The sequence below is a fragment of the Caballeronia humi genome, assembly GCF_001544475.1.
GTDB lineage: Bacteria > Pseudomonadota > Gammaproteobacteria > Burkholderiales > Burkholderiaceae > Caballeronia > Caballeronia humi.
Genome location: NZ_FCNW02000042.1, coordinates 21,781 through 35,621 on the forward strand (window position 1 = coordinate 21,781; position 13,841 = coordinate 35,621).

The 13,841-nt window shown below is 64.9% G+C and carries 13 protein-coding genes; 10 read left to right on the plus strand and 3 right to left on the minus strand.

Features of this window, described 5'->3' with window-relative positions:
* Nucleotides 1-116: 116 nt before the first annotated feature.
* From ettA to AWB65_RS26615, 6 genes are all read left to right on the plus strand, one after another.
* Nucleotides 117-1,784 (plus strand): energy-dependent translational throttle protein EttA, encoded by a 1,668-nt coding sequence (gene ettA / locus AWB65_RS26590; protein WP_087670004.1) that lies wholly within the window; start codon nt 117-119, stop codon nt 1,782-1,784.
* Nucleotides 1,785-1,925: 141 nt separating this feature from the next.
* Complete coding sequence (locus AWB65_RS26595) at nt 1,926-3,053, plus strand: DUF748 domain-containing protein (protein WP_087670005.1); 1,128 nt, start codon at nt 1,926-1,928, stop codon at nt 3,051-3,053.
* Between the two features lie 100 nt (nt 3,054-3,153).
* Nucleotides 3,154-3,681, plus strand: a complete 528-nt coding sequence (locus AWB65_RS26600) for a 2,4'-dihydroxyacetophenone dioxygenase family protein (protein WP_087670006.1) — start codon at nt 3,154-3,156, stop codon at nt 3,679-3,681.
* 31 nt (nt 3,682-3,712) lie between these two features.
* Nucleotides 3,713-5,014 (plus strand): MFS transporter, encoded by a 1,302-nt coding sequence (locus tag AWB65_RS26605; RefSeq protein WP_087670007.1) that lies wholly within the window; start codon nt 3,713-3,715, stop codon nt 5,012-5,014.
* A gap of 16 nt (nt 5,015-5,030) precedes the next feature.
* Nucleotides 5,031-5,759: an SDR family NAD(P)-dependent oxidoreductase gene (locus tag AWB65_RS26610; protein WP_087670008.1), complete on the plus strand. Its 729-nt coding sequence runs from the start codon at nt 5,031-5,033 to the stop codon at nt 5,757-5,759.
* Between the two features lie 54 nt (nt 5,760-5,813).
* Complete coding sequence (locus tag AWB65_RS26615; protein WP_087670009.1) at nt 5,814-6,611, plus strand: IclR family transcriptional regulator; 798 nt, start codon at nt 5,814-5,816, stop codon at nt 6,609-6,611.
* Between the two features lie 9 nt (nt 6,612-6,620).
* Here the strand turns inward: AWB65_RS26615 and AWB65_RS26620 are convergent, their stop codons facing one another.
* The 3 genes from AWB65_RS26620 to AWB65_RS26630 form a co-directional block, all read right to left on the minus strand.
* Nucleotides 6,621-7,244, minus strand: a complete 624-nt coding sequence (locus AWB65_RS26620; RefSeq protein ID WP_087670010.1) for an HAD family hydrolase — start codon at nt 7,242-7,244, stop codon at nt 6,621-6,623.
* A 15-nt stretch (nt 7,245-7,259) separates the two neighbouring features.
* Nucleotides 7,260-9,080 carry an aminopeptidase P family protein gene (locus AWB65_RS26625; protein WP_087670011.1) on the minus strand — a complete coding sequence of 607 codons (1,821 nt, stop codon included), beginning with the start codon at nt 9,078-9,080 and terminating at the stop codon, nt 7,260-7,262.
* Between the two features lie 78 nt (nt 9,081-9,158).
* Entirely contained in the window at nt 9,159-9,416 is a 258-nt protein-coding gene (locus AWB65_RS26630; protein ID WP_087670012.1) for a hypothetical protein, read from the minus strand.
* Between the two features lie 204 nt (nt 9,417-9,620).
* Between AWB65_RS26630 and AWB65_RS26635 the strand changes: the two genes are divergently transcribed.
* The 4 genes from AWB65_RS26635 (at nt 9,621) to prmC (ending at nt 13,772) form a co-directional block, all read left to right on the plus strand.
* Nucleotides 9,621-10,382, plus strand: a complete 762-nt coding sequence (locus tag AWB65_RS26635; RefSeq protein ID WP_087670013.1) for a response regulator transcription factor — start codon at nt 9,621-9,623, stop codon at nt 10,380-10,382.
* Nucleotides 10,383-10,444: 62 nt separating this feature from the next.
* Entirely contained in the window at nt 10,445-11,758 is a 1,314-nt protein-coding gene (gene hemA / locus AWB65_RS26640) for a glutamyl-tRNA reductase (protein ID WP_087670014.1), read from the plus strand.
* Nucleotides 11,759-11,856: 98 nt separating this feature from the next.
* The gene (gene prfA, locus AWB65_RS26645) at nt 11,857-12,939 is read left to right on the plus strand and encodes a peptide chain release factor 1 (protein ID WP_087670015.1); all 1,083 of its coding nucleotides are present in this window, start codon (nt 11,857-11,859) and stop codon (nt 12,937-12,939) included.
* Nucleotides 12,936-13,772: a peptide chain release factor N(5)-glutamine methyltransferase gene (prmC, locus tag AWB65_RS26650; RefSeq protein WP_087670016.1), complete on the plus strand. Its 837-nt coding sequence runs from the start codon at nt 12,936-12,938 to the stop codon at nt 13,770-13,772. The genes prfA and prmC overlap by 4 nt, the downstream gene beginning before the upstream one ends.
* Nucleotides 13,773-13,841: the final 69 nt, after the last annotated feature.

Here is a 13,841-nt window from a genome sequence, read left to right on the forward strand (position 1 = left end):
GCATCGGCGCAACGCGCGAAGCAGACGACGCATCGCATCCGCCGGGCTCGCGCATCCGTTGCCAGCGCGCGCAATCCGGGCCCTCTCCCCGACAACCCAACACCTACCGCACACACATGGCCCAATACGTCTTCACCATGAACCGCGTCGGCAAAATCGTCCCGCCGAAGCGCCAGATCCTGAAAGACATCTCCCTTTCCTTCTTCCCCGGCGCGAAGATCGGTCTGCTCGGCCTGAACGGTTCCGGCAAATCCACGCTGATCCGCATCATGGCGGGCGTCGATAAAGACATCGAAGGCGAAGCCACGCCGATGCCGAACCTCAACATCGGCTATCTCCCGCAGGAACCGCAACTCGACCCGCAGCAAACCGTGCGCGAAGCGGTCGAATCCGGCCTCGGCGACGTCTTCAGCGCGCAGAAAAAGCTCGACGAAATCTACGCGGCCTACGCCGAACCGGACGCCGACTTCGACGCCCTCGCCGCCGAGCAAGCCAAATACGAAGCGATTCTCGCGACGAGCGACGGCGGCTCGCCCGAGCAGCAACTCGAAGTCGCCGCCGACGCGCTGCGCCTGCCCGCGTGGGACGCGAAAATCGAACACCTGTCGGGTGGCGAGAAACGCCGCGTCGCGCTCTGCAAGCTGTTGCTGCAAAAGCCCGACATGCTGCTCCTCGACGAACCGACCAACCACCTGGACGCCGAATCCGTCGACTGGCTCGAACAGTTCCTGACGCGCTATCCGGGCACCGTCGTCGCGGTGACGCACGATCGCTACTTCCTCGATAACGCCGCCGAATGGATTCTGGAACTCGACCGCGGCCACGGCATCCCGTGGAAGGGTAACTACAGCAGCTGGCTTGACCAGAAACAGGACCGCCTGAAGCAGGAAGAATCAACGGAATCCGCGCGGCAGAAGGCGCTCAAGAAGGAACTGGAATGGGTGCGCCAGAACCCGAAGGGCCGTCAGGCGAAATCGAAGGCACGGATCGCGCGTTTCGAGGAGCTGAACAGCCAGGAATACCAGAAGCGCAATGAAACGCAGGAAATCTTCATCCCCGTCGGCGACCGGCTGGGCAACGAAGTCATCGAGTTCAAGAACGTCACCAAGGCCTACGGCGATCGCCTGCTGATCGACAACCTCAGCATGAAGATTCCGGCGGGCGCGATCGTCGGGATCATCGGGCCGAACGGCGCCGGTAAATCGACGCTGTTCCGCATGCTCACCGGCAAGGAAACGCCGGATTCGGGCGAAATCGTCACCGGTCCGACCGTCAAGCTCGCCTATGTCGACCAGAGCCGCGACGCGCTCAATAGCACCAAGACCGTCTTCGAGGAAATCTCCGGCGGCGCTGACGTACTCACGGTCGGCAAGTACGAAACGCCGTCGCGGGCGTATATCGGACGCTTCAACTTCAAGGGCGGCGACCAGCAGAAGAACGTCGGCAGCCTGTCCGGCGGGGAGCGCGGGCGTCTGCATCTTGCGAAGACGCTGATCGCGGGCGGCAACGTGCTGCTGCTCGACGAGCCGTCGAACGACCTCGACGTCGAAACGCTGCGCGCGCTCGAAGACGCGCTGCTCGAATTCGCCGGCTCCGTGATGGTGATTTCGCACGATCGCTGGTTCCTCGACCGGATCGCGACGCACATCATCGCGTTCGAAGGCGATTCGCAAGTGACGTTTTTCAACGGCAACTATCAGGAATACGAGGCCGACAAGCGCAACCGCCTCGGCGAGGAAGCGGCAAAACCGAAGCGCCTGCGCTACAAGCCTATTACACGCTGATGATCGCGCTAACCCGCTGATTTGTATTAACAAAACCGCGCGCCCAATGCGGGCGCGCGCACCGACAACAGGCATAAAAATAGCGACCGTACAGCGCAATACGCCGCCTTGAAGCGCGGCGCCAACAAGGAGACTTGCGCAATGGCGGCAGCGAAAGCGCGGCGGGTGGGAACGTGGGCAGTCGGCATCGTCGTCGCGTTGCTGGTGATCGCGGTCGGCGGATGGTTCTTCCTCGTCCACGAGATGAAGCAGCGCATCGTCGAGACGCTCGGGCCGCTCGGCTCAGTGGAGGAAATCGACGTCGGCTTCCCGCAGATCACGCTCTCGCGCGTGCGCCTGCGCGGCCCCGAAGGCTGGCCGACCGCCGATGCCATGCGCGCCGAGCGCATCGTCCTCGAACTCGACTTGCGCGACGCGCTGCGCAATCGCGTGCATCTGCGCAACGTTACCGTCGACAACTATTACCTCTCGATCTACCGCTCGCCCGACGGCCGCGTGCGCCTCCTGCCCGACCTGAAGGAAGCCGCGCAAAAAGCGGACGCCAGGGCCAACGACGAAGCCATCAAGCGCGCGAACGAGGAAAAGCTGATCGATCACGTCTCGTTCGAGCGCGGATCGATGGAGTTCTTCGACGGCTCCGTGCAGCAACAGCAGCCCTATCGCGTGCTGATCAGCGACGCGCGCGCGACCGTCGATCACGTTCATCTCCCCGCGCTCACCGAACGCACGTCCCTCTCGATGACGGGCTCGATCAAGGGTCCGTCGCACACGGGCGCGGTGACGTTCGGCGGCTGGATGGTGATCGCAACGAAAGACTCGCAGACGCGCACCACGTTGCGCAACGTCGACATCTCGACGCTCGATCCCTATCTGCTGAAAAAATCCGGCGCGAAGGCGACGGTCACAGGCGGCACGATCGACCTCACGCTCGATGCCGCCGTGCGCGACTCCCGCATCCACGCGCCCGGCACGGTGGTGCTGAATCACCTGCAACTGAGCGAAGGCGGCAACGCGCTCGACACCTTCATGTCGATTCCGATCAAGGCCGCGATCGCGGCGCTGAAGGATCGCAAGGAGCAGATCAAGCTCGATTTCGTCCTCGATGGCGACCTCCGCGATCCGAAGTTCTCGCTCAACGAAAGTCTCTCGAAAAAACTCGCGGCGGGATTCGCGAAGGCGCTCGGCGTCAGCGCGGAAGGCGTCGCGAAGGGAGCGGGAGACACTGTCAAAGGCATTGGCAACGCGCTGATGAACCTGCTCAAAAAATGATGCGCTGCACAACGATCGTGTCTTGACACTGCCCGCCTTCGAGGCGGAGCATGTGTCCATAATTTGATTCATCGATCCACATTATGGACAAGGAGACGCGATGGCAGCCCCACAAGCTGCGGCGGACGCAATGACGCCGTACCAACTTCCCCAACCCGCCGAGGCGCTCAAGGAGATCGTCGTCGAATCGGCGATCCCGAAGGACGAGCGCCTGTGGGTTCCGCAAGCCGAGAACGTCTGGTTCCGGCCGCTTTGCCTGAACGTGTCCACCGGTTACTGGATGAACCTGCTGCGGGTGCGCAAGTCGGGCGTGTTGAGCCGTCATCGTCATCCGCAGGCGGTGCACGGCATGGTGCTCAAGGGCCGCTGGCGTTATCTGGAGCACGACTGGATCGCGACCGAGGGCAGCTACGTCTTCGAGCCGCCCGGCGAGACGCACACGCTGTACGTGCCGGAAGACGTGGAGGAAATGATCACGTATTTCCAGGTCAACGGCGTGATGTTCTATTGCGATCCCCAAGGCAACTACACCGGCTACGAAGACGTGTTCACGAAAGTCGACATGTGCCGCAAGCATTTCGAGGCGGTCGGGCTGGGCGCGGACTACGTCGACCAGTTCATCCGCTAAAAAACTCAAAAGAGCACCGGAGGAGACACCCGTGCAAGCCAAATCACCGCGCTTGAAGCGCATTCAGTGGATCGCCCTCACCTTTCTCACGCTCGCGGGCATCGTGAATTACCTCGACCGCAGCACGCTGTCCATCGCGAATCATTCGGTTAGCCAGGAACTGGGGCTGTCGGCGTCGCAGATGGGTCTGTTGCTGTCGGCGTTTTCGTTCGCCTATGCGTTCTCGCAATTGCCGATCGGCGTGATGCTCGACCGCTTCGGCGCGCGCATCATGCTCGGCCTCGGCATGTTCGTGTGGTCGGTCGCGCAGTTGTGCGGCGGGCTTGTCACGACCCTGCACCAGTTCCTGTTCGCGCGGATCGCGCTCGGTATCGGCGAGGCGCCGCAGTTTCCGGCGGGCGCGAAAGTGGTCAGCGAATGGTTCGCTCTGCGCGAACGCGGCAAGCCAACCGGCATCTTCGTGACCTCGTCGACGATCGGCCCGGCCCTCGCGCCGCCGATCCTCACCGTGCTGCTGCTCAACTTCGGCTGGCGCGACATGTTCGTGATCATGGGCGTGCTCGGGATCGCGGTGGCGATCGGCTGGTACATCGTCTACCGGAATCGCGCGGATATCGCGCTGGAACCCGCGGAAGTCCTGCATCTGACCGAGGACGAGCCGCAGCAGCGCGCCGAGCGCCGCATGACGTTCGCGGAATGGCGCGGCCTGTTCGGCAAAGCCACCACCTGGGGCATGATTTTCGGCTTCATGGGCGTGATCTACATGGTGTGGCTGTACCTGACGTGGCTGCCTGCGTATCTCGAACACGAACGCCACCTCACCATCGCGAAAACCGGCTGGATCGTGTCGATTCCGTATCTGTTCGGCACGCTCGGCATGCTGTCGAGCGGCTTTATCGCAGACGGCCTGATGAAGCGCGGCGTCGCGCCGATCCGCAGCCGCAAGTGGCCGATCTGCACGGGCCTCCTCGGCGCCGCGCTTTTCACCGTGCCGGCCGCGTTCACGCCGAACTTGGCGCTCGCGATTACGTACCTCTCGGCGGCGATGTTCTTCGTGAACATGGCGAGTGGCGCCGCCTGGGCGCTCGTCAGCGTGGCCGCGCCGCGTCACATGGTGGCGTCGCTCGGCAGCATCCAGAACTTCGGCGGCTACTTCGGCGGGTCGTTTGCGCCGTTCGTCACGGGGCTCGTCGTCGACCGGACGCATTCGTTCGTCAATGCGTTCCTGATCAGCGCGGCCGTCGCATTCGCGGCGGCGCTCGTCTACATGTTCGTCGTGCGCTCGCCGATACAGGATTCGGAAGCGAGCGTGGCGACGGTTCCGGCCATTTGAAAATGCACTGCCCAACATGACTTTCCAAAAGGATCTGTTCGAAGGCAAGACCGTTCTCGTGACGGGCGGCACGCAAGGCATCGGCGCGGGCATCGCAGAGCAGTTCGCGGCGCTCGGCGCACGCGTGATCGCCGCAGGCATCGCCCCGACCGATGCGCAGCGCGAGGCGCTCGGCCCACGCATCGAAGTCGCACCGCTCGACGTCAGCGACGACGCAAGCGTCGCCGCGCTGCTCGAAAACGTCCCGTCGCTCGACGTGCTCGTGAACTGCGCGGGCATGATCCGGCGCGGCGACGAGCACGCCATCGACGTGTTCGAACGCGTGATCGCCGTGAACCTGAGCGGCACGATGCGCCTGTGCGCCGCCACGCGCGAGCGGCTGAAGGCGACGCGCGGCTCGATCGTCAACACGGCGTCGATGCTGAGCTTTTTTGGCGGCGGCCTCGTGCCCGCGTACAGCGCGAGCAAGGGCGGCGTTGCGCAACTGACGAAATCGCTCGCGATCGCCTACGCCGCCGACGGCATCCGCGTGAACGCCGTCGCGCCCGGCTGGATCGTGACGCCGCTGACTCAGGCACTCCAGGAAGACGAAGCGCGCTCGCAGCCGATCCTCGATCGCACGCCGATGAAGCGCTGGGGGACGCCGGAGGACGTCGCGCAGGTGGTGGCGTTTCTGGCGTCGCCGGCGGCGGCATTCATGACGGGGGCGATCGTGCCGGTCGATGGCGGGTATCTGACGGCGTAGCGCGGGAGGGCGTCGATATAATCGTCGCCGCTCCCTTCGCTCACACCTTATGCCATGCCGCCCGCCGCCGATCCCGATTCCGCCAAAGCCACCGGCACCGCCGCGTTCTCGAAATTCATGGCGGTGTTGCAATTGATCGCCGATGTCGCCGAGCCGCAGTCCATCCCGCAACTCGCCGCCGCGTGCGGCTATCCGCGTCCGACGGTGTATCGGATCGTCGGCGCGCTGATCGCGGAAGGGCTCGTCGTGGAGACGGCGCGCGGCAATACGTTTTCGCTTGGGCCGCGCTTGCTGACGCTCGCGAGCCGAAGCTGGGAGCGCTCCGATTTACGCGTCGCCGCCGCCGATGCGCTCCACGAACTGCGCGACGCGACGCAGGAAACCGTGCATCTCGCGGTGAAAAGCGGACCGGACATGGTGTACATCGAGAAGCTGGAGAGTCCGCACGCGGTGCGGATGGCATCACGGATCGGCACGCGCGTGACGCTGTATTCGAGTTCTGTCGGCAAGGCGTATCTCTCGACGCTCTCAGGCGACGAACGCGCCGCGCTGTTGCAAAACGTCACGCTGGAACGCTTTACACCGAACACGATCACCGATCGCGCCGCGCTGGACGCCGAACTCGACGCCACCGCCGAGCGCGGCTACGCGGAAGACCGCGAGGAAAATGAAGCGCAGATTTTTTGCTACGGCTGCGCGATCCGCGATGCGAACGGCCGGCCGCTCGCGTGCGTGAGCATCAGCATTCCGCTCTTCAGGAAGAGCGCGACGCCGTTCGACACCTACGTCGCGCCGTTGCGCGAAGCGTGCCGCGTGATCGGCGAGCGGATGGGACCGGCGGCCGCGCGCTGAAACAACGCGTCAGATCGGCACCCCGAGCGCGCGCAGTTGCGCTTCGGTGTGCGCCGCGTCCGTGTGATGCACGCCGTGCCAGCCGAGCGCCGTCGCGGCTTCGGCGTTGTGCAGGTTGTCGTCGATAAAGACGAGTTCGTGAGGCTGGATGCCCGGTAGATGCCGCTCGATCTCAGCACGCATCAGCGCAAAAATCGCCGGATCAGGCTTCACGACGCCCACCCGCCCCGACACGATCACCTCCCGAAACCGCTGCAGCACCGGATAGCGCTCCCACGCATACGGGAACGTCTCCGCCGACCAGTTCGTCAGGCCGAAGAGCGGCATGTGCACGCCGTCGAGCGCATCGACGAGCGCGAGGCCATCCGCCAGCACGCCGCCGAGCATCTCGTGCCAGCGCTCATAAAACGCGCGGATCAGCGCCTCGTGCTCGGGAAACGTCGCGATCAGCTCGGTGGTGCCATCGGCGATCGTCTGGCCGCCGTCCTGCTGCACGACCCACTCCATCTTGCAGACATTGTCGAGAAACCAGCGGCGCTCGGTTTCATCGGGAATCAGGCGGCTGTAGACGTACTCGCGCTTCCAGTCGATCAGCACACCGCCGAAATCGAACACCACTGCCTTGATCGCCATGCGTCGCCGCTCCGTTCAGATGGGTTGAGTGCGCGTTTCAAGCCACGCCTTTGCCGCGCCCGACACATGCGGCGACACGCGCTCGCGCACCGTCGCGTGATAGGCGTTCAGCCACGCGCGTTCGTCGTCGCGCAGAAGCGCGAGGTCGATGCAGCGCGTATCGATCGGACAAAGCGTGAGCGTCTCGAATTCGAGGAAATCGCCAAACTCGGTCTTTCCGGCCGGCTGGTTCAGCACCAGATTCTCGATGCGGATGCCCCACTTGCCCGGCCGGTAAATGCCCGGCTCGATCGACGTGATCATGCCCTCTTCCATCGCCGTCCACGGCTCGGCGGGCGCGTAGTGCGAGATCACCTGCGGGCCTTCGTGCACGTTCAGGAAATAGCCGACGCCGTGGCCCGTGCCGTGGCCGTAATCCGCGCCCGCTTCCCAGATCGGGGCGCGCGCGATCGAATCGAGCATCGGCGAGCGGACGCCGCGCGGGAATTTCGCACGCGAGAGCGCCATCGTGCCCTTCAGCACGATGGTGAAATCGCGCTTGTGCTCGGCCGTGATCGTGCCGATGGGTACGACGCGCGTGATGTCGGTCGTGCCGCTCAGGTACTGGCCGCCTGAGTCGATCAGCAGCAGGCCGTCGCCTTCGATCACCGAATGCGACGCGTCGGTCGCGCGGTAATGCGGCATCGCGCCGTTCGCGTTGAAGCCGGCGATCGTCGCGAAACTCAGCGTTACGAAGCCCGGCCGGCGTGCGCGCGCCGCCGTGAGCTTTTCGTCGATGGTGAGTTCCGTGATGCGCTCGCGGCCGAGCGCGTCCTCGAACCACGCGAAAAATTCAGCGAGCGCGGCGCCGTCCTGCTCCATCGTCGCGCGGATGTGCTCCGCTTCCGCCGCGGTCTTGCGCGATTTCGCGAACGTCGACGGATTCACGGCTTCGACGATTTTTACCGACGACGGTACTTTTTCCAGCGTGCCGAACGTGATGCGGCGCGGGTCGATCAAAAGCGCGGAGCCGGCGGGCAGCGCGGCGAGCGCTTCGCCCGCGCGGGCGTACGGTTCGACGCGCACGTTCTCTCGCGCGAGTGAGCCGGCGAGCGCGTTCGGCACCTTTCCGTCGGCGACGAAGAGCGCGGCGTCGTCCAGGCCGATCAGCGCGTGCGCGACGAACACCGGGTTATAGCTGACGTCGGCGCCGCGCAGGTTGAAGAGCCACGCGAGGTCATCCAGCGTCGAGACGAAGTGCCATTGCGCGCCCTTTTCCTGCATCGCGCGGCGCACGTCGGCCAGCTTTTCGCCGCGCGCGACGCTCGCGTGCGGCGCCGCGTGCTCGTAGACGCCGCCTTCCGGCAAGCCGGGCCGCGCGGGCCAGACGGCATCGAGCAGATCCAGATCCGTGCGCAGGACGATGCCACGCGCGGTCAGCGCGTCGGCGAGCGCACGCGCCGATGCGACGCCGAGCACAGTGCCGTCGACGGCCACTGTCGCGCCCGACGGCACGTTCTGCGCAAGCCAGTCGACGTGCGGCGCGCTCTGCTGGCCGCCCATCATCTTCATCAATTCGATGCCGGTGCCGGCGAGTTGCGCTTCGGCCTGCGTCCAGTAGCGGCTATCGACCCAGACGCCCGCGAAATCCGCCGTCACGACGAGCGTGCCGACCGAGCCGGTGAAGCCCGACAGCCACTGCCGCCCCTGCCAGCGCTCCGGCAGATATTCGGACAGATGCGGGTCGGCCGAGGGAATCAGCACGGCGGCGAGGTTTTCGCGCGCCATCGCACCGCGCAGCAAGGCGATGCGTTCGGAGAAAGTGGCTGCGCCGGGGGAGTCGAGTCGATCGTTCATGGAGGTCACCCTTGTAGGAGCCGTTCAGGCTTGAAAGCTTCGATGCGCCGCTCGTGACCGCGCATCGACGGGGAAATTTCAGCGCCGCGCCGCCACACCGACCGTCACGGCCACGACGGCGAGCGCGAACAGGGAGCACGAGAGCCATTCGAGCGTATCGCCATCGTGATACAGCCCGGCGACGTTGCCGGCCATATGCGCGACGATGGTGGCAAGGACGCCCGCGCCGAGCGCCAGCAAGAGGTGTCCGGCATGTCGCGAGCGCCGCAGCGGATGCAGCCACCATCCCGCGAGCCCGATCACCGCGCCCAGCACGACGAGACCGGCCCAACCCATCAGCGACGCGTCCCAGCCGAATTCAGAGAAACCGTATGGGTTGGCACAGGTCGTTCAACTAGCATTTTCGCTCTCGTCAACTATAGGTAGCAACGCGCTCGAAGCGCAGCGGTTGAGTTTAGGGGGCCAGGTTGGTGATGGCAAGCGCGCCGCCACAGGCGCGCCAGACTCCCGGCCACTCAGCCCCGCGGCGGCGTCCAACTCATGCGAATCGCCATTATCGACCCGGACGAACACCACGCGGCCTTCATCGGCGCGGCGTTGTCGGCCGGTGGTCACCATTGCCATTTCTTCCGCGCCCCGCTTTCGTTCCTGACGCTGCTGAAACGCGAAACCTACGACCTGCTGATTTCATCGGCCGGCCTGCGCGAGCTGAGCGACGCGGATATCGTCGCACGGGTGCGCTCGGCGGTGCCGCACATGCCGGTCGTGCTGATGGCGACGAAGCCGGGCGAGGCGGATATCGTCGATTGCCTGCGCGCCGGCGCCGACGACTGCGTCACGAAGCCGGTGCGCTGCGCCGAGCTGATCGCCCGCATCGACGCGCTCACGCGCCGCCACACCGCGCGGCCGAGCGTGCCGGAGCGCTTCGGCGAGTATCTGTTCAACGTATCGGAACTGAGCGTGAGTTTCGGCGGCGAACGCGTGATGCTCACACCGAAGGAATACCGCTTCGCGCATCTGCTGTTCTCGAACCTGTCCCGGCCGATCTCGCGCGGGCACATTCTGGAGATCGTCTGGACACGCGGCAGCGACATACAGTCGCGCACGCTTGATACCCACGCGTGCCGCCTGCGCACGAAACTGCGGCTGCGCGCGGAGCACGGCTACCGCCTGACGCCGCTCTACGCCTACGGCTACCAGCTTGACCGAGTCGAGCCGATGAGCGAAGCGTTTGCTTCCGTCGAACCGCTTTTGGCCGTGGCGCCGTCCACCCCGCTCATGCCTTATGCCGTCTATAAATGAAGGAAACCGGGAAACGCTATAATATTCGGCTATCTACAAGGCCATCAGATCAGGCCCAATACATGCAGCTCCTCACGATCGGAATCAATCACCACACTGCGCCCGTCGCCTTGCGCGAACGGGTGGCGTTTCCGCTCGAACAGATCAAACCTGCACTTGGCGCCCTGAAGGACGTTTGGCTGGGGCCGCTCGCGAAGGTTTCGCCGGAAGCGGCGATTCTTTCCACCTGCAATCGCACGGAGCTCTACTGCGCCACCGACGACCAGGCCGCCCGCGAGGCCGCCGTCCACTGGCTTTCGAAGTACCACAATCTCCCGGTTTCAGAACTCGCGCCGCATGTGTATTCGCTGCCGCAGTCGGAAGCCGTGCGGCATGCGTTTCGCGTGGCGTCCGGGCTCGACTCAATGGTGCTCGGCGAAACGCAAATCGTCGGACAAATGAAGGATGCCGTGCGTACGGCGTCCGAGGCCGGCGCGCTCGGCACCTATCTCAACCAGTTGTTCCAGCGCACCTTCGCCGTCGCGAAGGAAGTCCGCACGACGACCGAAATCGGGGCGCAATCCGTTTCGATGGCCGCCGCCGCCGTGCGCCTCGCGCAGCGCATCTTCGAAAATATATCGGGCCAGCGCGTGCTGTTCATCGGCGCGGGCGAGATGATCGAACTCTGCGCCACGCACTTCGCCGCGCAAAGTCCGCGTGAGCTGGTCGTCGCGAATCGCACCGCCGAGCGCGGCGAAAAGCTCGCGGGCCGCTTCAACGGCCGCGCGATCCCGCTCTCCGAACTGCCCGCGCGCATGCACGAATTCGACATCATCGTGTCGTGCACGGCATCGACGCTGCCGATCATCGGTCTGGGCGCGGTCGAGCGTGCGGTTCGGGCGCGTCGCCATCGACCGATTTTCATGGTCGATCTGGCCGTGCCGCGCGACATCGAACCCGAAGTCGGCAAGCTGAACGACGTGTTCCTCTACACCGTCGACGACCTCGGCGCGATCGTGCGAGAAGGCAACGCGTCGCGTCAGGCGGCGGTCGCGCAGGCCGAAGCGATCATCGAGACGCGCGTGCAGAACTTCATGCAGTGGCTCGACGCGCGCAGCATCGTCCCGGTGATCCGCCACATGCACACGCAGGCCGACGCGCTGCGCCGCGCCGAAGTCGAACGCGCGCGCAAGCTGCTCGCGCGCGGCGACGACCCGGCGGCGGTGCTCGAAGCGCTCTCGCAATCGCTCACGAACAAGCTGATTCATGGCCCGACGCACGCGCTCAACCGCGCGAGCCGTGAAAATCGCGACCAGCTCATCGACCTGATGGGCGGCTTCTACAAGCACGGCAGCACGCTGCCCGACCCGTCCGACTCAGGTTCTTCAGACCGTTAGCGGCCTGTTCCTTGCTTTTCCCATTGCTCCGCAATTAGAAAACGCGGACGCTTCCTTTTTTAGCACCATTCTGCGGAGCCCCGCTCCACACCCGCCCGATGAAAACGAGCATGCAAAGCAAGCTCGACCAGCTTGCAAGACGGCTGGCCGATCTCAATGGCCTGTTGAGCCACGAAGGCGCGACCTCCGATATGGATCAATACCGGAAGCTTTCGCGCGAACACGCGGAAATCGGTCCGGTCGTCGAGCAGTATGGGCTGTGGCGTCAGGCGCTCACCGACGAAGCCACCGCGCAGGATCTGCTCACCGAACCGTCGATGCGCGATTTCGCCGAGGATGAAATCGGCGAGGCGCGCACGCGCATGGCGAAGATCGAAAGCGACTTGCAGACGATGCTGCTGCCGAAAGACCCCAACGACGAGCGCAATATCTTCATCGAAATCCGCGCGGGCACGGGCGGCGACGAATCCGCGCTGTTCGCCGGTGACCTGCTGCGCATGTATCTGAGGTACGCGGAGCGCAACCGCTGGTCGGTCGAGACGATGTCGGAAAGCGCGTCCGATCTTGGCGGCTACAAGGAAGTGATCGTGCGGATCGCCGGCCAGGGCGCGTACTCGCGGCTCAAGTTCGAATCGGGCGGGCATCGCGTGCAGCGCGTCCCGGCAACCGAAACGCAGGGGCGCATCCACACCTCGGCGTGCACGGTCGCGGTGATGCCGGAGGCCGACGAACTCAGCGAAATCGTGATCAATCCGGCTGATCTGCGCATCGACACGTTTCGCGCATCGGGCGCGGGCGGGCAGCACATCAACAAGACCGATTCCGCCGTGCGCGTGACGCACTTGCCGACGGGAATCGTCGTGGAGTGCCAGGACGACCGCTCGCAGCACAAGAACAAGGATCGCGCGCTGAAGGTGCTCGCCGCGCGCATCAAGGACAAGCAGGCGCACGAGCAGCACGCGAAGGAAGCCGCGACGCGCAAGAGTTTGATCGGCTCGGGCGACCGGTCGGAGCGGATTCGCACCTATAACTTTCCGCAGGGGCGCATGTCCGATCATCGGATCAATCTGACGCTCTACAAGCTCGAAGCCATCATGGACGGTGATCTCGACGAGCTGATCGGCGCGCTCGTCAGCGAGCATCAGGCGGAATTGCTCGCGGCACTCGGTGACGCGGAGTGACGACGGTCGCCGAGTTGCTACGCGCGTCGCCGCTGCCCGCGCTCGAAACGCGGATTCTGCTCACGCACGTGCTCGGCTGGCGGCGCACGGAGCTGATCACGCGCGATCAGGAAGCGCTCGATGCGGATTTTGTCGAGCGATATCAGGCACTTGAGGCCCGTCGCGCGGCTGGCGTTCCGATTGCGCAGATCGTCGGATCGCGCGAGTTTTTCGGGCTCGATTTCGACGTGACGCCCGATGTGCTGATTCCGCGGCCCGAAACCGAACTGCTGGTCGAAACGGCGCTCGGGGCGCTCGACGGTCGCGAAAACCCTCGCGTGCTCGATCTCGGCACGGGCAGCGGCGCGATTGCGGTCGCTATCGCTCACGCGCGCGACGACGCGCAAGTCTGGGCGGTGGATCGATCAGAAGCGGCGCTGGAAGTCGCCGGGCGCAACGCAGCGAACCTCCTCCACCCGGCGCGCTCCGGCGGTCCACTCACCTTCGTGCAAAGCGACTGGACGCAGGCCGTCGATCAGTCGCTACGTTTCGATGTCATCGTCAGCAACCCGCCCTACATCGCCGACGACGATCCGCACCTGACGCAAGGCGACTTGCGCTTCGAACCGCGCGCCGCCCTCACCGATGCCGCGGACGGCCTATCGGCCATTCGCGCGATCGTCCAGAGCGCGCCGTTTCTGCTCGTGCCCGCTGGCGCACTGTGGCTCGAACACGGCTACGACCAGGCCGCCGAAGTACGCGCGCTGCTCACCGCTCGCGGATTCACCGAAGTACGCACGGCGACCGATCTCGCCGGCATCGAACGCATCAGCGGCGGCGTTTTCACCGCCTGAAGCGCGCGCCGGAAGCCCCGCTGCGCCTTCAACTCGTTTGAGCGAAATCCGCTATCATTTCACTCTAAT